General features: G+C 68.0%; 19 protein-coding genes. 14 read left to right on the forward strand and 5 right to left on the reverse strand.

What is annotated here, in order from left to right:
* The first annotated feature begins 156 nt into the window (after positions 1-156).
* The 7 genes from bufA2 (SBP02_RS00005) (at position 157) to SBP02_RS00035 (ending at position 5,468) form a co-directional block, all read left to right on the forward strand.
* Positions 157-411, forward strand: coding sequence for a BufA2 family periplasmic bufferin-type metallophore (gene bufA2 / locus SBP02_RS00005; protein WP_318644340.1), 255 nt, complete (start codon positions 157-159; stop codon positions 409-411).
* Between the two features lie 100 nt (positions 412-511).
* Entirely contained in the window at positions 512-1,435 is a 924-nt protein-coding gene (locus tag SBP02_RS00010; RefSeq protein WP_318644341.1) for an HD-GYP domain-containing protein, read from the forward strand.
* 147 nt (positions 1,436-1,582) lie between these two features.
* Positions 1,583-1,834 (forward strand): BufA2 family periplasmic bufferin-type metallophore, encoded by a 252-nt coding sequence (bufA2, locus tag SBP02_RS00015; protein WP_318644342.1) that lies wholly within the window; start codon positions 1,583-1,585, stop codon positions 1,832-1,834.
* 57 nt (positions 1,835-1,891) lie between these two features.
* On the forward strand, positions 1,892-2,737 hold the full coding sequence (bufB, locus tag SBP02_RS00020; protein WP_318644343.1) for an MNIO family bufferin maturase: 846 nt from the start codon (positions 1,892-1,894) through the stop codon (positions 2,735-2,737).
* A complete protein-coding gene (locus tag SBP02_RS00025; protein ID WP_318644344.1) occupies positions 2,728-3,513 on the forward strand; it encodes a DNA-binding domain-containing protein in 786 nt (261 codons plus the stop codon). Before bufB ends, SBP02_RS00025 begins: the two co-directional genes overlap by 10 nt.
* Before the next feature lie 81 nt (positions 3,514-3,594).
* Positions 3,595-4,779: a C17 cyclopropane fatty acid synthase CfaB gene (gene cfaB / locus SBP02_RS00030; protein WP_318644345.1), complete on the forward strand. Its 1,185-nt coding sequence runs from the start codon at positions 3,595-3,597 to the stop codon at positions 4,777-4,779.
* 119 nt (positions 4,780-4,898) lie between these two features.
* The gene (locus tag SBP02_RS00035; RefSeq protein WP_318644346.1) at positions 4,899-5,468 is read left to right on the forward strand and encodes a LysE family translocator; all 570 of its coding nucleotides are present in this window, start codon (positions 4,899-4,901) and stop codon (positions 5,466-5,468) included.
* Here SBP02_RS00035 and SBP02_RS00040 read toward each other — a convergent pair whose 3' ends face one another.
* On the reverse strand, positions 5,469-6,299 hold the full coding sequence (locus SBP02_RS00040; protein ID WP_318644347.1) for an AraC family transcriptional regulator: 831 nt from the start codon (positions 6,297-6,299) through the stop codon (positions 5,469-5,471). It abuts the gene before it with no gap.
* Positions 6,300-6,429: 130 nt separating this feature from the next.
* Between SBP02_RS00040 and SBP02_RS00045 the strand changes: the two genes are divergently transcribed.
* The 6 genes from SBP02_RS00045 (at position 6,430) to SBP02_RS00070 (ending at position 14,191) form a co-directional block, all read left to right on the forward strand.
* Entirely contained in the window at positions 6,430-8,178 is a 1,749-nt protein-coding gene (locus SBP02_RS00045) for a sensor histidine kinase (protein ID WP_318644348.1), read from the forward strand.
* Positions 8,179-8,246: 68 nt separating this feature from the next.
* The gene (locus tag SBP02_RS00050) at positions 8,247-9,590 is read left to right on the forward strand and encodes a sigma-54-dependent transcriptional regulator (RefSeq protein ID WP_318644349.1); all 1,344 of its coding nucleotides are present in this window, start codon (positions 8,247-8,249) and stop codon (positions 9,588-9,590) included.
* 377 nt (positions 9,591-9,967) lie between these two features.
* The gene (locus SBP02_RS00055; protein WP_318644350.1) at positions 9,968-10,921 is read left to right on the forward strand and encodes a TAXI family TRAP transporter solute-binding subunit; all 954 of its coding nucleotides are present in this window, start codon (positions 9,968-9,970) and stop codon (positions 10,919-10,921) included.
* Between the two features lie 177 nt (positions 10,922-11,098).
* On the forward strand, positions 11,099-13,126 hold the full coding sequence (locus SBP02_RS00060) for a TRAP transporter permease (protein WP_318644351.1): 2,028 nt from the start codon (positions 11,099-11,101) through the stop codon (positions 13,124-13,126).
* A complete protein-coding gene (locus SBP02_RS00065; protein ID WP_318644352.1) occupies positions 13,123-13,515 on the forward strand; it encodes a DUF1850 domain-containing protein in 393 nt (130 codons plus the stop codon). The genes SBP02_RS00060 and SBP02_RS00065 overlap by 4 nt, the downstream gene beginning before the upstream one ends.
* A 163-nt stretch (positions 13,516-13,678) precedes the next feature.
* Entirely contained in the window at positions 13,679-14,191 is a 513-nt protein-coding gene (locus SBP02_RS00070; protein ID WP_318644353.1) for a GNAT family N-acetyltransferase, read from the forward strand.
* On the opposite strand, the gene SBP02_RS00075 is transcribed toward SBP02_RS00070, so the two are convergent.
* Both SBP02_RS00075 and cls read right to left on the reverse strand, forming a co-directional pair.
* A complete protein-coding gene (locus SBP02_RS00075) occupies positions 14,188-14,925 on the reverse strand; it encodes a substrate-binding periplasmic protein (RefSeq protein WP_318644354.1) in 738 nt (245 codons plus the stop codon). The two genes, SBP02_RS00070 and SBP02_RS00075, sit on opposite strands and share 4 nt — an antisense overlap.
* 81 nt (positions 14,926-15,006) lie before the next feature.
* The gene (cls, locus tag SBP02_RS00080; protein WP_318644356.1) at positions 15,007-16,452 is read right to left on the reverse strand and encodes a cardiolipin synthase; all 1,446 of its coding nucleotides are present in this window, start codon (positions 16,450-16,452) and stop codon (positions 15,007-15,009) included.
* Positions 16,453-16,702: 250 nt separating this feature from the next.
* Between cls and SBP02_RS00085 the strand changes: the two genes are divergently transcribed.
* Positions 16,703-18,361 (forward strand): BCCT family transporter, encoded by a 1,659-nt coding sequence (locus SBP02_RS00085; RefSeq protein ID WP_318644357.1) that lies wholly within the window; start codon positions 16,703-16,705, stop codon positions 18,359-18,361.
* Between the two features lie 56 nt (positions 18,362-18,417).
* Here SBP02_RS00085 and SBP02_RS00090 read toward each other — a convergent pair whose 3' ends face one another.
* Together SBP02_RS00090 and SBP02_RS00095 are read right to left on the reverse strand one after the other, a co-directional pair.
* Positions 18,418-19,155 carry a 3'-5' exonuclease gene (locus SBP02_RS00090; protein WP_318644358.1) on the reverse strand — a complete coding sequence of 246 codons (738 nt, stop codon included), beginning with the start codon at positions 19,153-19,155 and terminating at the stop codon, positions 18,418-18,420.
* Positions 19,152-21,050 carry a DUF294 nucleotidyltransferase-like domain-containing protein gene (locus SBP02_RS00095; RefSeq protein WP_318646391.1) on the reverse strand — a complete coding sequence of 633 codons (1,899 nt, stop codon included), beginning with the start codon at positions 21,048-21,050 and terminating at the stop codon, positions 19,152-19,154. The genes SBP02_RS00090 and SBP02_RS00095 overlap by 4 nt, the downstream gene beginning before the upstream one ends.
* Positions 21,051-21,151 lie beyond the last annotated feature (101 nt).

Consider the following 21,151-nt stretch of genomic DNA (forward strand, 5'->3'; position numbering starts at 1 on the left):
GCCTGGGGGCTCCCGCGGCCCCGGACTTTGCCGCGTCATGCACAGAGGCTAAATCTTCCGCTCGCTGTAACGCCGGCCGGCGATCGTCCTCTAGTCCTGTACCGGTGGCGCACGGCGTGCACACACCGGCCCATCAGACTATTCGAGGATCACCCCATGCATACCAAGACAGCCGCCACCGGCGCCGCCATCGCCTTCGCCGCCGCCAGCCTGTTCGCCGGCCTGACCAGCACCGCCGTCGTGGCCGAGGAGGCCCAGATCCATTGCTATGGCGTCAACGCCTGCAAGGGGCAGAACGACTGCAAGACCGCGAGCAACGCCTGCAAGGGTCAGGGCGCGTGCAAGGGCCAGGGCTTCAAGAGCATGACCCTGGCCGAGTGCAACCTCGCCAAGGGCACCGTCGGCGAGTGAAAGGGCACGGGGCCGGCGGCGCCGGTCCCGGACTCCGTCAAAGGGGCAAACGACCAGCGGACTACTACGCTAGTTGGACGCCTGGAGCGGAGAGCCTGTGATGGGATTGCTGAATTTCTTGGGACGCGCCATTGGCCAGCCCGCCCGGCCGCAGCGCGCGGCGAACGAGGCTCAGGCGCAACTGCTGGCCAGCCTGCTGACGATGGCCTGGGTGGTGGAGGCGCGCGACCCCTACACCGGCGGACACCTGTGGCGGGTCTCGCGCTTCTCCGAGCGGCTGGCGCGGGAGGCCGGGATGCCTGAGGCCGAGACCGCGCGGATCGGCCTTGGCGGCTTCCTCCACGATCTCGGCAAGATCGGCATTCCCGATGCGATCTTGAACAAACCCGCGCAACTGAGCGATGACGAGTACGCGGTGATCAAGACCCACCCCGAGGTCGGCTTTCGCATGCTGCAGGGGCATCCGCTGGCCGCGTTGGTCAGCGATGCGGTGCGCCTGCATCACGAGACGCCGGATGGGCGCGGCTATCCGCTGGGCCTCAAGGGCGAGGAGATTCCCGTGATGGCGCGGATCGTCGGCATCGGCGACGCCTTCGACGCCATGACCAGCAGTCGTCCCTACCGCGCCGGCATGGTCGTGGCGCAGGCGCTGGACCTCATCGAGGCGGGTCTGGGCAAGCAATTCGATGCCGAACTGGGGGAGCGCTTCCTTCGGCTGGGGCGTGCCGGCGAACTCGATCATATCGTCGGCCACAGCGACCTGGGCATTCCCCTGCAGGTCTGCATCATGTGCGGGCCGACCCTGGTCCAGCGCCGCGGCCAGCAGGCCGGCGAGCGTCTCTACTGCCGCTCCTGCGGCGGCGAGTACCGCCTCGAGGCCGGCGCCGGCGACCGCCTGCAGGCCAAGCCGACCGGCGCCCAAGGCCTGCCGGACGACCTCACGCCGCGGGCCGACGAGCAGTTGATCGGCGAGTTGGTGCAGGCCGCGGTGCGCCGACTACTGGATCTGGCGGTGCCGGCCTGAGCCGGCGTCGCGGCGGTTCGTCGTTCGCCGCATGATTGCCGCACAGCCGCTGTAACGTCGTCGATTGCGCCTACTCTAATTAGGGAGTCGGCTCCGCTCCTGGTGTACGGCACCGACCTCCCCCCTAGCATCGAGAGGATCACCAGCATGTCCATCAAGACTACCGCCGCCGGCGCCGCCCTGGCACTCGCTGCCGCCGGGCTGTTCGCCAGCCTGCCGACTCTGGTCGTGGCCGAGGAGGCCATGGTCAACTGCTACGGCGTCAACGCCTGCAAGGGCCAAAACGACTGCAAGACCGCCAACAACGCCTGCAAGGGTCAGGGCTCCTGCAAGGGCCAGGGTTTCAAGAGCATGACCCTGGCCGAGTGCAACGAGGCCGGTGGTACTGTCGGCGAGTGAATGGGAGAGGGCGGCCCCGGTCGGGTCGCCTCGATCCTGCCAGCATAGGAGTTGGGCATGTCCACTGATGCAGCCTGCCTGGGGTTCGGCCTGGGCCTGCGCACCCCGTATTACCAGGCGATTCTCGAACAGCGGCCGGCGGTCGACTGGTTCGAGGTGGTTTCGGAGAACCATCTGGTCGAAGGCGGCAAGCCGCTCTACTACCTGGAGGCCATCGGCGAGCACTATCCGCTGGTGATGCATGGCGTGTCGCTGTCGATCGGCGGCCCCCACCCGCTGGATCGCGACTACCTGCAGCGCCTCAAGCGCCTGGCCGACCGCGTCCAGCCGGCGTGGATCTCCGACCACCTGTGCTGGAGCCGCGGCAGTGCCCATCAGCTGCACGACCTGTTGCCGCTGCCGTTCACCGAGGAGAGCCTGCAGCACGTGGCCGCGCGGGTGCGCCAGGTGCAGGAGGTGATCGAGCGGCCGCTGGTGCTGGAGAATGTCTCCAGCTACCTGCGCAGCGCCGACGATCAGTTCAGCGAGTGGCAGTTCCTCGCCGCCCTCAGCGACCTCACCGGCTGCGAGCTGCTGCTCGACGTCAACAACGTCTACGTCAGCGCGCGCAACCACGGTTTCGAACCCTGGGCCTTCATCAGCGGCCTGCCGGCGCAGCGCATTCGCCAGTTGCACCTGGCCGGCCACAGCGACTACGGCAGCTACCTGATCGACACCCACGATGCGCCGGTCAGCGACCCGGTCTGGCAACTCTACGCGCGCACCCTGCGTCATCTGGGCCCGGTAGCGACCCTGCTGGAGCGCGACGATCACTTCCCGCCGCTGCAGGAGTTGCTCGACGAACTGGACAGGGCCCGCGCCGTGGCCGCTAGCGCCCTGGAGTGCGAGGCCCTATGCGACTGAACGACTGGCAGCGGCAGCTCGAAAACTACCTGCTCGGTGGCGATCCGCAGCCCGACCCGAGGCTGCGTGCCAGCCTGCGCGGCAGCGAGACCCTGGCGGTCGAGCAGGGCCTGGCCATCTACCACAACGCCTACCGGGCGCGCCTGCTCGAGGCCCTGCGCGGCGACTATGGCGCCCTGCACGGCTGGCTCGGCGACGAGGAGTTCGACGCCCTGGCCCTGGCCTATGTCGATGCGCACCCGTCGCGGCACTTCAGCCTGCGCTGGCTGGGCGAACGCCTGGGCGATTTCATCGACGGCTACCTGGTACCGGCCCAGGCCGCCCCGCTGGGCGAGCTGGCGCGCCTGGAATGGGCCTTCACCCTGGCCTTCGATGCCCCGGCGGGCCAACCCCTGACCCTGGAACAGATGGCCGGCCTGGCGCCGCAGGAGTGGCCGAATCTGCAGGTGCGTCTGTTGCCCAGCGTGCAGTGGCAGGCCTGTCGCTTCAACAGTCTGGCGATCTGGCGCGCGCACAAGGACCAGGCCGCCTTCCCCGGCAGCAGCGAGCTGCCCCAGGCCCTGGTCTGCCTGATCTGGCGCCAGGGCCTGATCAGCCGCTACCGCAGCCTGGAGCCCGCCGAGGAGGCGGCCCTGCACGGCATGGCGGTGGCCGGCTGGAGCTTCGCCGAGCTGTGCGAACGGCTCGGCGAGCTGGGCGACCAGGCGCCGCTGCAGGCCGCCAGCTGGCTGCGCCAGTGGTTGCACGAGGGCCTACTGCAGCGGCATGGCGTATAGCCAGCTTTTAGGGAACCTAAGCCCTGACAAACGGGTCATCTGAACTAACCTTTCCGATGATTTCGAGAGGTGGAGGTGCTCATGCTCGCGTATCTGCCGCCAACCCTGCGGGAGCTGCAATTGCCGCTGCGCCTGCGCCTGTGGGATGGCAAGCAAATCGACCTCGGTCCCCAGCCGCGGGTCACCCTGGTGGTCAAGGACCCGAGCCTGGTGGCGCAGCTGGCCCACCCCAGCCTGGATGCCCTGGGCAGCGCCTACGTCGAAGGCCGCCTCGATCTGGAGGGGCCGATCGGTGAGGTGATCGAGATCGGCGATGCGCTGAGTCAGGCGCTGATCGGCGAGGAGGAGCCGGGCGAGCTCGACTACCGGCCCCACGACAAGACCGCCGACGCCGCGGCCATCAGCTATCACTACGACCTGTCCAACGACTTCTACGCCCTCTGGCTGGATCGCGAGCTGGTCTACTCCTGCGCCTACTTCGAGACCGGTCAGGAGGACATCGACCAGGCCCAGCAGGCCAAGTTGCGCCATCTGTGCCGCAAGCTGCGCCTGCAGCCGGGCGAACGCCTGCTGGATGTCGGCTGCGGCTGGGGCGGCCTGGCACGCTTCGCCGCCCGCGAGTTCGGCGTCGAGGTGTACGGCATCACCCTCAGCCGCGCGCAACTGGAACTGGCCCGCCAGCGGGTCGCGGACGAGGGCCTGGGCGGGCAGGTGCAGCTGGAGCTGCAGGACTACCGCGACCTGCCCCAGGACGGCCGCTTCGACAAGGTGGTCAGCGTCGGCATGTTCGAGCACGTCGGCCACGGCAACCTGCCGCTCTATTGCCAGCGCCTGTTCGGTGCGGTGAAGAGCGGCGGCCTGGTGATGAACCACGGCATCACCGCCAAGTATACCGACGGCCGCCCGGTGGCCCGCGGCGGCGGCGAGTTCATCGACCGCTACGTGTTCCCCGAGGGCGAGCTGCCGCACTTGGTGACCATAGGCGCGGCGATCAGCGAGGCCGGCCTGGAGATCGTCGACGTGGAGAGCCTGCGCCTGCACTATGCCCGCACCCTGCAGCTGTGGAGCGCGCGTCTGGAGGCGCAGCTGGAGCGGGCCGCGCAGCTGGTGCCGGAGCAGACGCTGCGCATCTGGCGCCTCTACCTGGCCGGCTGCGCCTATGGCTTCGCCCACGGCTGGATGAATCTGCACCAGATCCTCGCGGTCAAGCCCCAGGCCGACGGCCGCCACGACCTGCCCTGGACCCGCGCCGACCTGTACCGCTGAGCCGCCCTACGCCGTCGCCGTAGGGCAGTTTTCTTCAATACCGCAGCCCCCTGCCGGCGTCAGTCTGCGTCCTCCCGCTGACGACTGCCGATAGGTGTGCGATGAATCTATAGCTCTCCATGGCGGCCTTTGCCCTGGCCGCCTCGATTTCCCCCGGCCCGGTCAATCTGGTGGCGCTGAGCTGCGGCGCACGCTACGGCCTGCGCGCCAGCCTGCGTCATGTGACCGGGGCGACCCTGGGTTTCACCCTGTTGCTGCTGGCCATGGGCCTGGGGCTGCAACAGTTGCTGAACCAATGGCCGATGCTGGGCGCGCTGATCCGCTGGGCGGGCGTGGCCTTCCTGCTGTACATGGCCTACGGCCTGGCGCGCGCCGATGGCCGGCTGGACGGCGGCCAGGCGCAGCGGCCGCCGTCGCTGTTCACCGGCGCCTTGATGCAATGGCTCAACCCCAAGGCCTGGCTGGCGGCCCTGGCCGGCATGGGCGCCTACGGGGCGGGCGGCGAGCCGGGGCTGGTCGGCCAGTTCGCCGTGCTGTACTTCGTCATCTGCTACCTGTCCATCGCCTGCTGGGCCTACGCCGGGGCGTGCATGGGCCGCTATCTGCAGGCTCCCGGGCGCCTGCGTCTGTTCAACCGTGGCCTGGCGTTGCTGTTGCTGGGTTCGGCGGTCTATCTGCTGGGGGGCTGATCAGCCGGCGCGGCGGTACTGGCCCGGGGTGGCGGCGAGCAGCTGCTTGAAGGTGCGCTGCAGGTGGGCCTGGTCGGCGAAGCCGGCCGCCAGGGCCACCTCGACTATATCCTCGCCGCGCCTGAGGCGGGCCTGGGCGAACTGGATGCGGCAGTTGACCAGGTAGGCATGGGGTGTCATGCCGTAATGGCGACGGAAGCTGCGGCTCAGGTAGGAGGCGGAGAGGCCGGCCGCCGCGCAGATGTCCTCCAGCTTCAGGGGCCGGGTGCAGTGCGCGCGGATGAAGTCGGCGGCCAGGTGGATACGCGGGTTGTCGGCGCGGCGCGGGGCGGGCGCCGGTTCGAGGCGCTGCTGCAGCGCGCCGAAGAACTCCAGCAGGGCGCAATGCTTGGCCAGGGTCTCGGCCTGCGGGTCGACGAGCAGGCGATACAGGCCGCTCAGGCCGGCATGGAGCGCGGGGTCCTGGCTGAGGATGGCCGCGAAGGCGCGCAGCGGATGGTTGCGGTCGAAGCCCAGCTGGTGCTGCAGTTCGGTCAGCCAGGCCGTGTCCACATAGAACATCCGGTAGGACCAGGGCTGGCCCTCGAGGGGATTGCAGGCATGCACGTCGCCCGGGTTCATCAGCACCACGGTGCCGGCGCCGATGCGTTCGCGGGCCTTCTCGTTGAGGTAGCTGCTGCGGCCTCGGGTGATGGCGCCGATGGAGAAGGTCTCGTGGGCGTGTGGGGCGTAGCAGACCCGGCGGCCGTCCAGCACCTCGCGGGCCTCGACGAAGGGGAGTGCGGGGTCGCGCCAGAAGCGTGGAGTGGTTGCCTGAATCGCCTTGCTCATGCCTATCCGCCTGCCGACCGACAGCGGCCGCAGGCAGACTATAGCCCCGGAGGCGTGCGGTACAAAGCCTGGCCAGCAGCGGCCGGCGCTTTGCCTTAGCATAGCGGGACCGTCCCGAGTCGAGCCGTGCATGCCCGCTTTCCTGCTGCGTTATCGCGTCGTCCTGATCGTGCTGCTGATCTTGCTCGGCCTGCTGGCCAGCGTCTGGCTGGCCGGGCGCTATGCCGAGCGGCGCGCCTGGGAGGAGCGCAGCTTCGAGGCCCGCGGCCAGCTGCAGCTGTACGCCCAGTCGTTGCACACCCTGGTCGAGCGCTTCCGCTCGGTGCCCGAGGTGCTGGCGCTGGACAGCGATATCAAGGCGCTGCTGCGCGCGCCCCACGACCGCCTGCTGCGCGATGCCCTCAATCAGCGCCTGGAGCGGCTCAACGCCGCCGCCGGCTCCAACGTGCTGTACCTGCTCGACCGGCGCGGCGAGGCCCTGGCGGCGAGCAACTGGCGCGACTGGAGCAGCTTCGTCGGCAACAACTACGCCTTCCGCCCCTATTTCCAGGATGCCCTGCGTCAGTCGTCCGGGCGCTATTTCGCGGTCGGCGTGACCACCGGGATTCCCGGCTACTTCCTGTCCCATGCGGTGCGCGACGACGCCGGCGGCGTGCTCGGCGTGCTGGTGGTCAAGCTCGAGCTGGAGGAGCTGCAGCGCGAGTGGGCGGGGCAGGCCGGGGTGCTGCTGGTGGCCGACAGCTATGGCGTGGTGATCCTCAGCAATCGCCCGGCCTGGCGCTTTCGCGCCCTGCAGCCGCTGAGCGAGCGGGACCGGGCGGAGCTGGTGGAGGTGCGCAAGTACGCCGAACAGGCGCTGCAGCCCTTGCCCAGCGAGCTGCGCCGCCGGATCGACGCCAGCGCCGAATGGCGCCGGGTCGATGGCCCGCAGGGGCGCCGCGACTACCTCTGGCAACGCCTGGCCTTGCCGGAGGAGGACTGGACCCTGCACCTGCTCGTCGAGCCCCAGGCCCTGGTCGACAGCCTACGCAGCTATCGCCTGGCCGCCGCCGGGGTGTGGATGACCCTGGCCTTCCTGCTGCTCTACCTGACTCAGCGGCGCAAGAACCAGCGCCTGCAGGCGGGCATCCGCGAACGCCTGGAGCGCGAGGTGACGCTGCGCACCGCCGAGCTGCGCGAGGCCCAGGAGGGCCTGGTGCACGCGGCGAAGATGGCCGCGCTGGGGCAGATGTCGGCGGCCATGGCCCACGAGATCAACCAGCCGCTGACCGCCATGCGCATGCAACTGGGCAGCCTGCGCCTGCTGCTCGACAGCGGCCGCGAGGATGAGGTGCGCGCGGGCCTGCAGCGCATCGACGGCCTGCTGCAGCGCCTGGCGGGGCTCACCGGCCACCTCAAGACCTTCGCCCGCAAGAGCCCCGCCGGCCTCGCCGAGCGCCTGCGCCTGAGCGAGGTGCTGGAGCAGGCCCTGCAGCTGCTGGCGCCGCGCCTGCGCAGCGAGCAGGTGGAGGTGCGCCGCGCGATCGACGACGACCTGCTGGTGTTGGGCGATGCCATCCGCCTCGAGCAGGTGCTGCTCAACCTGCTGCACAATGCCCTGGACGCCATGGCCGATGTCGACACGCGGGTGCTGAGCCTGACGCTGCGGCGCGAGGGCGAGCAGTGCCTGCTGACGGTGGCGGACAGCGGCGGCGGTATCCCCGGCGAGCAGCTGGGCCAGGTGTTCGAGCCCTTCTTCACCACCAAGCCGGTGGGTCAGGGCCTGGGCCTGGGGCTGGCGGTGTCCTACGGCATCGTCCGCGAGCTGGGCGGCAGCCTGGAGGCGGCCAATGGCGAGCGGGGCGCGGTGTTCAGCCTGCGCCTGCCGCTGGCGCCCTAGCGGATGGCCTGCGGCTACGGCCGGACGATTCGGCGCGATACACTGGGCCCATCGGGTGAGGAGGTGCTATGAGCGGTCAGGTGATAGTGGTCGATGACGAGGCGGCGATCCGCGAGGCGGTGCAGCAGTGGCTGGAGCTGTCCGGCTTCCGGGTGCAGAGCTGCGCCAGCGCCGAGCAGGCCCTGGCCCTGGTCGACCGCGACTTCCCCGGGGTGCTGGTCAGCGACGTGCGCATGCCCGGCAGCGATGGCCTGCAGCTGCTCGACAAGCTGGTGGCGCTGGACCGCGACCTGCCGGTGATCCTGATCACCGGCCACGGCGACGTGCCCATGGCGGTGCAGGCGTTGCGCCAGGGCGCCTACGACTTCATCGAGAAGCCCTTCACCCCCGAGCGTCTGCTCGACAGCGTGCACCGCGCCCTGGACAAGCGCCGCCTGGTCTGCGAGAACCGCCAGCTGCGCCAGCAGTTCGCCTTCAAGGACCGCATCGAGGCGCAGTTGCTCGGCGTCTCCAGGCCGATGGAAAACCTGCGGCGGCAGGTCCTGGAGCTGGCCGCCACCTCGGTGAACGTCCTGATCCGCGGCGACACCGGCAGCGGCAAGGAACGGGTCGCCCGCTGCCTGCACGACTTCAGCCCGCGCGCCGCCAAGCCCTTCGTCGCCCTGAACTGCGCGGCGATCCCGGAGCAGCTGTTCGAGAGCGAGCTGTTCGGCCACGAGAGCGGCGCCTTCACCGGGGCCCAGGGCAAGCGCGTCGGGCGCATCGAGCATGCCGACGGCGGCACCCTGTTCCTCGACGAGGTGGAGAGCCTGCCGCTGGCGCAGCAGGTCAAGCTGCTGCGCGTGCTGCAGGAGAAGACCCTGGAGCGCCTCGGCTCGAACAAGAGCATCCGCGTCGACCTGCGGGTGATCGGCGCGGTCAAGCCGGACCTGCTGGACGAGGTGCGCGCCGGGCGTTTCCGCGAGGACCTGTATTACCGGCTGAACGTGGCCAGCGTGCAGATTCCGCCGCTGCGCGAACGCCGCGAGGACATCGCCCTGTTGTTCGAGCACTTCGCCGGCCAGGCGGCCCAGCGCAACGGCCGCGAGGCGCCGCCGCTGACCCCCGGCGAACTGGCGCGGCTGCTCGGCCACGACTGGCCGGGCAACGTGCGCGAGTTGATCAACGCCGCCGAGCGCCACGCCCTGGGACTCAGCGCCCCGCAGCCGGAGGTCGGCACCCAGTCGCTGGCCGAGCAGATGGAGGCCTTCGAGGCGCAGTGCCTGCACAACGCGCTGCAGCGCTGCCAGGGCAACATCGGCCAGGTCATGGCCCTGCTGCAGCTGCCACGGCGCACCCTCAACGAGAAGATGCAGCGCCACGGCCTGCAGCGCGCCAGCTACAGGCCGGCGGGCAGCGTCGACGAGGACTAGGCGGAATATTGCCGATGGCCGTTCGGTGATCGGCGAAATCCTGCTGGTCGATACCCCCAGGCTCCAGGCCAACCGCTCTATTCCGAGGCTTTGGCACTCTGGCACGGCATCTGCTACAGCCCTTGTCAGCCACGCACAGCCTGTGTGCGGGCGAACATAAGAAAGACAAGAGGTGTTGCCCATGAACTGCCACTGCCCCTACGCGAGCCCGTCTCGCCTCACCGTTCTCCGCTCCCTCTTGCGCACCGGGTCCGGTGCGGGCGCCTGGCGCCTTCGCGCCACCCTCTGAACCCGTGCGGGCCCGGGCGCTGCGGCGCAGGGGCATCGTCTACAGTGAAAACTCTGCACAAAGCCATAACAACGACGGAGATTGATCCATGCGACTGACCAAGCGTATCAGCCTGCTCGCCGCCGCCGCGGCCCTGACTGCCAGTACCGCGGTACTCGCCGCACCGACCTTCATCAACATCCTCACCGGCGGCACCAGCGGTGTGTACTACCCGATCGGCGTGGGCCTGTCGCAGCTGTACAGCAACGGCATCGAAGGCTCGAAGACCTCGGTGCAGGCGACCAAGGCCTCGGTGGAAAACCTCAACCTGCTGCAGCAAGGACGGGGCGAACTGGCCCTGGCCCTGGGCGACTCGGTGGCCGACGCCTGGAACGGCGTGGAAGACGCCGGCTTCAAGGCACCGCTGAAGAAGCTGCGCGCCATCGCCGCCACCTACCCCAACTACATCCAGATCGTCGCCAGCAAGGAGTCCGGCATCACCAGCCTGGCCGACCTCAAGGGCAAGCGCATCTCCGTCGGCGCGCCGAAGTCCGGCACCGAGCTGAACGCCCGCGCCATCTTCGCGGCCGCCGGGATGAGCTACGAGGACATGGGCAAGGTCGAGTTCCTGCCCTATGCCGAGTCGGTCGAGCTGATCAAGAACCGCCAGCTGGATGCCACCCTGCAGTCCTCGGGCCTGGGCATGGCCGCCATCCGCGACCTGGCCGCGACCCTGCCGATCACCTTCGTTGCCATTCCCGGCGAGGTCACCGCGAAGATCGGCAACGCCGCCTACCAGGCCGCCGCCATCCCCGCCGGCACCTACGACGGCCAGGACACCGAGGTGGCGACCGTGGCCATCACCAACATCCTGGTCAGCCATGAAGGCGTGTCCGACGAGGTCGCCTACCAGATGACCAAGCTGATGTTCGACAACCTCGAGCGCCTGGGCAACGCCCACTCCGCGGCCAAGGACATCAAGCTGGAAACCGCGGCGAAGCACCTGCCGATCCCGCTGCACCCGGGTGCCGAGCGCTTCTACAAGGAAGCCGGCGCGCTGTAAGGCTGTTGCAGTTGGGTAGGGTGGGTCGGGCCGACCCACCCTACCCAACTCAGGCCGCTGCGCGGCCACCCCATTCAGGCAGATGCAGAACTGCTACTAAAACCAGCGTGCAGCCCACGGCAGGTTTTGTTAGCGGCTCTTTCGCCCCATCGACGTAGTAACGAGGGTTCGACCTCCATGAGTGAACACAACCAAGGCCTCGCGGCGCATCCGGGCGACTGGCCCAAGGCGCTGTTTTACGTGGCGCTGCTGTTCTCGACTTTCCAGATCATCACCGCGGCCTTTCACCCGGTATCCAGCCAGGTGCTGCGCGCGGTGCACGTCGGCTTCCTGCTGCTGATGGTGTTCCTCAGCGTGCCGGCCTTCGGCGCCAAGCAGCCCTGGCAGCCGCTGGCCTGGCTGCTGGGCCTGGCCGGCATGGCCACCGCCGCCTATCAGTGGGTGTTCGAGGCCGACCTGATCCAGCGTTCCGGCGACCTGACCGGCATGGACATGTTTATCGGCCTGGTGCTGATCGGCCTGGTATTCGAGGCGGCGCGGCGAGTGATGGGCATCGCCCTGCCGCTGATCTGCGGCCTGTTCCTCGCCTATGGCCTGCTCGGCCAGTACCTGCCGGGGGACCTGGCGCACCGCGGCTATGGCCTGGACCAGATCGTCAACCAGCTGTCCTTCGGCACCGAGGGCTTCTACGGCACGCCGACCTATGTCTCGGCCACCTACATCTTCCTGTTCATCCTGTTCGGCGCCTTCCTCGAGCAGGCCGGGATGATCAAGCTGTTCACCGACTTCGCCATGGGCCTGTTCGGCCACAAGCTCGGCGGCCCGGCCAAGGTCTCGGTGGTGTCCTCGGCGCTGATGGGCACCATCACCGGTTCCGGGGTAGCCAACGTGGTCACCACCGGCCAGTTCACCATCCCGCTGATGAAGCGCTTCGGCTACAAGCCGGCCTTCGCCGGCGGCGTGGAGGCCACCTCGAGCATGGGCAGCCAGATCATGCCGCCGATCATGGGCGCGGTGGCCTTCATCATGGCCGAGACCATCAACGTGCCCTTCTTCGAGGTGGCCAAGGCGGCGCTGCTGCCGGCACTGCTGTACTTCGGCTCGGTGTTCTGGATGGTCCACCTGGAGGCCAAGCGCGCCAACCTGCAGGGCCTGCCGAAGGACCAGTGCCCCGATCCCTGGGCGGCGGTGAAGCAGCGCTGGTACCTGCTGATCCCGCTGTTCATCCTGGTCTACCTGCTGTTCTCCGGGCGCACCCCGCTGTTCTCCGGCATGGTCGGCCTGGCCCTGACCGCCATCGTCATCCTCGGCTCGGCGATCATCCTGCGGGTGTCCTCGACCGCCCTGCGCATGGTCTTCTGGATCGTCCTCGGGGTGCTCTGCGCCGGCTTCTTCCAGCTCGGCATCGGCGTGGTGTTCGCTGTGGTCGGGCTGCTGGTGGCCACCTGCTGGTTCATCAAGGGCGGTCACGACACCCTGACCATCTGCCTGCACGCGCTGGTCGAAGGCGCGCGCCACGCGGTGCCGGTGGGCATCGCCTGTGCCCTGGTGGGGGTGATCATCGGCGTGGTGTCGCTGACCGGGGTGGCCTCGACCTTCGCCGGCTACATCCTGGCCATCGGCCAGGACAACCTGTTCCTCTCCCTGGTGCTGACCATGCTCACCTGCCTGGTGCTGGGCATGGGCATCCCGACCATTCCCAACTACATCATCACCAGCTCGATCGCCGCCCCGGCGCTGCTGGAACTGGGGGTGCCGCTGATCGTCTCGCACATGTTCGTCTTCTACTTCGGCATCATGGCCGACCTCACCCCGCCGGTGGCCCTGGCCTGCTTCGCCGCGGCGCCGATCGCCAAGGAGAAGGGCCTGAAGATCAGCCTGTGGGCGATTCGCATCGCCATCGCCGGCTTCGTCGTGCCCTTCATGGCGGTCTACGACCCGGCCCTGATGCTGCAGGGCGACAGCTGGCTTGCGACCCTCTACATGCTGTTCAAGGCGGCCGTGGCCATCGGCCTGTGGGGCGCGGTGTTCACCGGCTTCCTGCACGCCAAGATGCCCTGGTGGGAGCGCGCGCTGGGCTTCGCCGCCGGTGGCAGTCTGATCCTGGCCACGCCGATGAGCGACGAGGTCGGCTTCGCCCTGGCGGCGCTGTTCCTCGCCCAGCACTTCTGGCGCGGTCGCCGCGCCCAGGCGGCCGCGGTGTGATCGGTCTGTGCTTGGGCCTGGCCGGGACGGTGTGGGCGCAGCTGCCCACGGCCGAGTTCACCCTGGCCTGGCAGCACACGATCGAGAAGGTCCGCTGGGAGGAGGATTACCGCGTCACCGCCGAGGGGCTGTTGCTCGGCGAGGCGCGGGTCAAGGGTTCGGGCGCCGGCATGGAGATACCGGACGGCGCCGAACTGCGTGAGGGCAGCTGGCATTACCGTCGCCAGTTACCGCCCCTGCAACCGCTGCGCTTGGGGCGAACCCCCGAGGCGGGGGACTACCACCTGTGTTTCGACCAGCGTTGTCGGCCGATGGCCGACTGGCTCGGCCCGCCACAAGCGAGCCGGACGGCGCTGGAACTCTGGAGCTGTGAGCTCGGCTCCCCCTGATCCCCTGTGGATAAGGGCCTGGGCTGCGGCGAGGCCGCACCCGCTCACGGCGTCACAAGCGCCGGTGGCAACAGCACAACCGAACCCCCAGTGGCCTGGCCGCTGGGGGTTCTGTACGTTTAGTATCGGCAGACTATCGGGGCGCCACGGCAGGGACGCACATATGAGCGAGCATCGCTACACCACCTACTACCTGGACATGCACTGTCCCTCGCAGCTGCGCGGCAAGCCGATGGTCGAGGACCTGGCCATCGTCGAATGCCGGATCAAGCAGTACCGCTTCAACCGCTTTCTCTATCAGCTGGTGGGCGCCCCCTGGGCCTGGACCGACAAGCTGAGCTGGTCCGACGCGCAGTGGCAGGCGCTGGTCGAACAGCCGGGGCACCGTACCTGGGTGGCCTATCACCAGGGTGCCATCGCCGGTTACTACGAGTTGTTGCGAGATGCCGAGGGCGAAGTGGAGATCCTCTATTTCGGTCTGGTCGATAGCTTCGTCGGCAGAGGCTTCGGCGGCCCGCTGCTGACCCATGCGCTGCAGTCGGCCTGGGCCTGGGCGGGTACCCGGCGGGTCTGGGTGCACACCTGCACCCTCGATCACCCCAGTGCCCTGGCCAACTACCAGGCGCGCGGCCTGCGGCTTTATCGCGAGGAGCTCTGCGACGAGCCGGCCGACTAGTCGATCCCGTACTTGGCCTGCAAGCGCCGCAGCAGTTGCGGTTGCCGCTGCAGGAAGCGGTCGAACGCGGCGATCACCTCGGGGTGCAGGCGGCTGGACAGGTAATAGTGATCCTCGACATGGGGCAAGTCGGCATCGAATACCAGGGCATCGCCCGCCAGGCCGGCGGCGGTCAGCGCCTGGTGCGCCACCCTGGGGTTGAGGTAGATAGCATCGACACGGCCGCTCAGGGCCATGCGCAGCAGCGAGTCGATGCTGCTGCTCTGCGTCAGGGTCATGCGGCCGCCTTCGATATCGGCCAGGTAGGGCCAGGGGGTGAAGCCGAGCTGGGTGCCGAGCACCTTGATCCGGGCCTTGCCCAGGCCGAGCTGGCCGGGCGGTACCAGTACGCCGTCGCGGTAGGGGGCGACGGGGCGGCTGTAGCGGATCTGATGGCCCTGCTTCTGCCGGGCCTTCCACTGTGGATGGTCGGGAAACTTGAAGTCCAGCCGACCCTCGAGGTAGTCGCCCAGCAGGCGCTTGACCGGCAGGGCGACATAGACGAAGCGGTGGCCCTGGTCGGCGGCGAAGGCGTCCAGCAGTTCGCGCGCATAGCCCCGGTACTGGCCGTCCTGCACGGCGAAGTAGGGCTGGTAGGGCTGCAGCTCGACGCCGACGCGGAACTGCTCGGCCGGGGCCCCGGCGGCGGCGAGGCACAGGCTGGAACAGAGGATCATCGCTAACCAGGTCTTCATCGGCAGGTACCCGCTGAGAAGGTGCTATGGGCTGCGCAGGCGTTCAGCTCTAACCATAGCCCGGAGCGCTGTTTGCGCCGCTCAGAGTATCGGCGAGATCAGCCGCGCCACGCGCATGGCCAGCTGTTGCAGGCGGTGCACCTTGCGCCGGTCGGCGCTGGCCAGTTCCCGGGAACGGGCGAAATCCTCCTCGAGCATCTGCGCGACCTGGGCGGCGAACTCGTCATCGACGGTGAGCAGGGTGATCTCGAAGTTCAGGCGGAACGAGCGGTTGTCCAGGTTGGCGCTGCCGATGGCGCAGGCGCCGCGGTCGATCAGCATCACCTTCTGGTGCAGGAATCCCGGCAGGTAGCGGAATACCCGGACCCCGGCGCGCAGCGCCTCGAAGGCATAGAGGCTGGAGGCGGCGTAGACCACCCGGTGATCGGGCCGGGCCGGCAGCAGGATGCGCACGTCGACGCCGCGCAGCACCGCCAGGCGCAGGGCGCTGAACAGGGCCTCGTCGGGGACGAAGTAGGGGCTGGTGATCCAGATGCGCTCGCGCGCCGCGTGGATCGCCTCGACGAACAGCAGCGAGCCGGTCTCCTGGGCGTCGGCCGGGCCGCTGGTGATCACCTGGCAGAGCATGCCGCTACCGGGGTAGGCCGCGGGCAATAGCAGCGGCGGCATCTGCCGGGTGGCCCAGAACCAGTCTTCGGCGAAGGATTCCTGCAGGCAGGCCACCACCGGGCCGCGCACCTCGACATGGGTGTCGCGCCAGGGCGCCAGCGGCGGTTGCAGGCCGAGGTAGGCATCGCCGACGTTATGCCCGCCGAGAAAGCCGCGTTCGCCGTCGACCACCACGATCTTGCGGTGGTTGCGGAAGTTCAGCTGGAAGCGGTTGAGCAGGCCGCCGCGGGTGGGGAAGGCGTGGATCTGCACCCCGGCCACGCGCAGGCTGTCGATGTACGGGCGCGGCAGGGCGTGGCTGCCGATGCCGTCATAGAGGAAGTACACCCGTACCCCGGCGCGGGCCCGGTCCAGCAGCAGGGCATGCAGGCGCCGGCCCAGGGCGTCGTCGCGGACGATGAAGAACTGCAGCAGGATGACCTGGCGGGCCTCGGCCAGGGCGGCGAAGATCGCCGCGAAGGTCGCCTCACCGTCGATCAGCAGGCGCACCTGGTTGTTCGCCAGGCAGGGCATCTGGCCCAGGCGCGGCAGGGCGCGCAGGCGGCGGAAGGCCTTGGACTCGCTGGCGGTGAGGGCCTCCTCGACCCAGGGCCGCCAGTTCAGCTGGGCCATGGCCCGGTGCATCTCCTGGTCGGCCAGGCGGCGGGCCTTGATATAGGCGTCGAAGCGGCTGCGGCCGAATACCAGGTAGGGCAGCAGGGTCAGGTAGGGCATGAAGAACAGCGACACCGCCCAGGCGATGGCGCCCTGGGCGGTGCGCACGGTGAACACCGCGTGGATGGCCGCCAGCACGCCGAGGGCATGGATCGCGGCGATCAGGTAGGTGAACAAATGGGGGATGCCGAAGTCCGTGAGCATGCGCATTCCTGTGGTGCAGAGGCCGGTTGGAAACGGAGCGGGCCCCTGTTGCAGTGTGGCACCAACCGGGGGCGCAGCGGCAATAGCTGACGCTCTCGCTATGGCCAGTGCCGCGCACGGACCGGTTGTTCTACGACTGTGCTGTTAGGCTTATCGTTCAACCGGGTTTAATCGGGTTGATTCGAGCAGAGCTTAGGCGTCCGTCTACGCTTAGATCTGCGAGCCAAATGAATTATAAGGAGCACATCGCATGGCAAAAGATCCTGCGCAGGGCAAGGCCCCGCCAGCGGACAGCCTGGATAGCATCCCGGCGCCGACTGGGGCGGCGAATCTGATCGACACCGACTACGTCATCGGTCAGGACAACATCAAGGGGCGGTACCTCTTCGACCTGGATATCCACGGCAAGGTCTTCGCCATCTCGGCGCTGTTCTCCGTGCTGTTCGTGGTGCTGACTCTGGCTCTGCAGAGCGAGGTCGAACCCTTGTTTACGGCGGTGCGTAACTGGCTGACCAGCAACCTGGCGTGGTTCTTCATCGGCTCGGCGAATATCTTCGTCCTGCTGTGCCTCGGGTTGATCGTCTCGCCGCTGGGCAAGGTGCGCATCGGTGGCAAGGAGGCGACGCCGGACTATTCCTACAGCGGTTGGTTCGCCATGCTGTTCGCCGCCGGTATGGGCATCGGCCTGATGTTCTATGGCGTGGCCGAGCCGATGTCGCACTTCTCCTCGGCCATGGGTGGCACCAGCGTCGAGAATGGCGTGCGCACCGACTGGGCACCCCTGGGCGCCGCCGCCGGCGATGCCGAGGCCGCCGCCAGCCTGAGCATGGCCGCGACCATCTTCCACTGGGGCCTGCACCCCTGGGCGATCTACGCCATCGTCGCGCTGTCCCTGGCGCTGTTCTCCTTCAACAAGGGCCTGCCGCTGAGCATCCGCTCGATCTTCTATCCGCTGCTCGGCGAGCGGGTCTGGGGTTGGCCGGGGCATATCGTCGATATCCTGGCGGTGCTGGCTACCCTGTTCGGCCTGGCCACCTCTCTCGGCATCGGCGCACAGCAGGCATCGGCGGGGCTGGAGTACCTCTTCGATATTCCAGCCAACAACACCAGCATGGTCTTGCTGGTCATCGGTATCACCGCGATCGCTCTGGTGTCGGTGATGGCCGGGTTGGACAAGGGGGTCAAGCGCCTGTCGGAAATCAACATGGTGCTGGCCCTGCTGCTGCTGCTGTTCATCATCGCGGTCGGCCCGACCCTGGCGATCGTCACCGGCTTCTTCAGCAACCTGGGCAGTTATGTGGTGAACCTGCCGGCGCTGTCGAACCCCTTCGGCCGTGAGGACGCCAACTTCAGTCAGGGCTGGACCGCCTTCTACTGGGCTTGGTGGATCAGCTGGTCGCCGTTCGTGGGCATGTTCATCGCCCGGGTCAGCCGCGGCCGCACCGTGCGCGAGTTCCTCATCGCCGTGCTGTTGGTGCCGTCCCTGGTGTCGGTGTTGTGGATGACCGCCTTCGGTGGCACCGCCCTGAGCCAGCTGCTCACCGATGGCTTCTCCGGCGTGCAGGACGCGGCCCTGGAGCTGAAGATGTTCGCCATGTTCGGTCAGCTGCCGTTGACCGAGATCAGCTCCTTTATCGGCATCGTCCTGGTGGTGGTGTTCTTCGTCACCTCCTCGGACTCCGGTTCCCTGGTGATCGACACCATCACCGCCGGCGGCAAGGTCAACGCGCCGGTGCCGCAGCGGGCCTTCTGGGCCATTTTGGAAGGCGTGGTGGCCATCGCCCTGCTGCTCGGCGGTGGCCTGGTGGCCCTGCAGGCGATGGCTGTCTCTGCCGGCTTCCCCTTCACCATCGTGCTGCTGGTCGGCTGTATCGCCATCGTCAAGGGACTGATGTCGGAACCGCGCTAAGCGTGGCTTGCCGGCTTCAGGGGTGAAAGAAGGCGTGCCCGGCGGGCACGCCTTTTTTATTGCCAGAGTTCGCCGACGGCGATCTGTGCCGCGTCGAGGCTGGCCACCTGGGCCTGCAGCAGTTCGGCGGTGGCCAGGGCATCGGTCAGGGCGTGGTGGGCCTGGTACAGCGGCAGGCCATAGCGCAGGCGAGTATCGGCCAGACGGATCGACACCGGCTTCTTGCCCAATAGCCGGTCAAACCACCCAGGCCGATGTTTGCCCAGGTGCAGGCGGGCTTCCAGCTGCATGGTGTCGATCAGTGGAAAGTGCAGCCCTTCGCCGACCAGCTGGCGCATGGCCTGATCGAGAAAGCCGCGTTCGATGCGCCGGTAATGCACGACCATCACCTTGCCGGCCATGGCGGCCAGCAGCTCGTCGAGCACGTTGACCAGAGGCGGCGCGTCGCGGATATCCGAGTGGGTGATGTGATGGAAGGTCACCGACTGGCTGCTCAGTTCGCAGACCGGCTTGACCACCCAGTATTTGGCCGCGCCACAGCGGATGCGGTGCAGATTGAAGGGTACCAGGCCCAGGCTGACGATCGAGTCGCGCTGGCTGTCCAGGCCGGTGGTCTCCACATCGAGGGCGAGCAACGGAACCTGCTCCAGGGGCGTATCGGCGCTCACCGTGCCGGCCCGGTAGAAGCGCGCCAGCCGCTCATCGCGGGTGCTCTCCGCCAGGTCGCCGAGTATTCTCGGCCAGTCCGGGATCACGGCGTGGCTGGTCTTGCGCAGGCTTTCGGGCAGGCTCATAGCGGCCGCCCCGTCTCTTGTCCCGGATAGCGGAAACGCAGGAAGCGCTGCGCATTGCTCAGCACCTGGAAGGCCGACTTGAGGTCATGCCGGTCGCTGGAGGAAATCTTCTCCGGTTCGATGTAGTTGTCCGGGTCGCGGCCCTCTTGCAGGTCCATGGCCTGGTGGCGAATGCGCACGATGGAGAGGAACTCCAGGGCATGGCGCAGCTGGGTGATGGCCTCCTCGGTCAGCAGCTTGGTTTCGCCGATGGCATCCAGGCGTTCCAGGGAGTTCTGGGCCTTGGAGCCGCAGGCCAGCGCGTGCACGCGGATCAGGTCGGTCAGCGGCGCGGTGCCACGGCCCTTGAGGTTGATGATGTTGTTCTGCTGGCCGTCCTTCTCCATCACGAAGGTGCGGAAGAAGCCCAGTGGCGGGGTGCGGTTGAGCGCGTTGCGCGCCAGGCTGGCGAGGAACATGGGATTGCGGCTGGCCTTCTCGGCCAGCAGCTCCTTGAGGCTCTCGACCAGCCCGGCCTCGCCGTAGACGCTGTCCAGATCGAAGAAGATGCAGGCGTTGAGCAGGGTCTCCGGGTTGGGTTGCTCGATCCACTGGTTGAAATAGCCTTTCCACACCCGCAGAGGCTGGCGCCACTTGGGGTTGGTGGCCATGATCCCGCCCTTGCAATAGCTGTAGCCGCAGGCCGCCAGGCCGTCGCTGACGAAGGTCGCCAGTTTGAGGAAGTACTCGTCGTGCACCCGCGGGTCGAAACGGTTGTCGAGGACCAGGGCGTTGTCCTGGTCGGTGACGATCAGCTGCTCGTCGCGGGCCATGGAACCCAGAGCCATGAAACAGTAGGGCACCGGGGGCGGGCCGAGCTCTTCCTCGGCCAGTTCCAGCAGGCGTTGGGTGAGGCTGCGGCCGATGCCCGACATGGCGCTGCCGATCATGTGGGAGTTGGCCTCTTCGTTGACCATGCGCAGGAAGGTCGCGCGTAGATCCGGCAGCAGCGCCTGCAACTCGGCCACCGACTTGCGGTTGAAGATGGTATTGACCAGATACAGGCTGCTCTGCGACTCGTACTTGATGATGTCCGAGAGGTTGATGACCCCGACAGGGCGCTGGCGATGCACCACCGGCAGGTGGTGGATGTTGTTGCGCAGCATGCACAGCATGGCTTCGAACACCGAGTCCTCGGCCTGGATGGTGATCGGGTTGGGCGACATCACCAGGTCGACCGGGGTGTCGAGGGGCAGGCCTTCGGCGAGCACCCGGGTGCGCAGGTCGCGGTCGGTGGTGATGCCGGCCATGATCTGGGTCTGCCGGGGACCCGTGTCGGCGGCCGGCGTCGAGCCGAAGATCACCAGTGACGACACGCCGTGCTCGGTCATCACCCGCGCGGCGTCCTGCACCGAGGTGCCCACGGGCACGCTGACCGTGCGCCGGGTGATGAGTTTGCGCACCTCGATGCTCAGCAGTTCCGTGGCGGTGCCCTGGGGCGCTTCCTTGGACTTCAGGCGCGACAGGCCCTCGGCCTCGACGAAGTCGGCGAAGTGGTCGTAGGTCTCGCACAGCTGTTCGAACAGGCTGCCGGGAATGAAGTAGATCAGACTGTCTTCGATGGCCCTGGCCGGCAGGCGCACCTTGTGGCCGCGCAGCAGACCGAACTGGCCGAACACCTCGCCCTCGGCCAGGCGGTTGTAGAGCTCGCCATTGCGCCGGTAGATCTCCACGGCGCCGCTGCGGATGTAGTGCAGGTCCTCGATCGGCTCGCCGTAGCTGAGGATGTCGCTGCCGGCCTTGAAGTAGCCGACCTCCACCTGCCGGGCGATGTCATCGACGACCTCCTCCGGCAACGCGTCGAAGGGCGCGTAACGACTCAGGTGGTCGCGTATTTCGATGATTTCGACCTGCATGCGCTCCTCGCTGGCTGGATCGGTGGTCAAGGCAAGACCATAACCGCTATTGCCGCATTATGCCCGCTGTGCTGCGACGAACTCGGGTCGCTGCGCGCCAA

This window comes from Pseudomonas benzenivorans, assembly GCF_033547155.1.
GTDB lineage: Bacteria > Pseudomonadota > Gammaproteobacteria > Pseudomonadales > Pseudomonadaceae > Aquipseudomonas > Aquipseudomonas benzenivorans_B.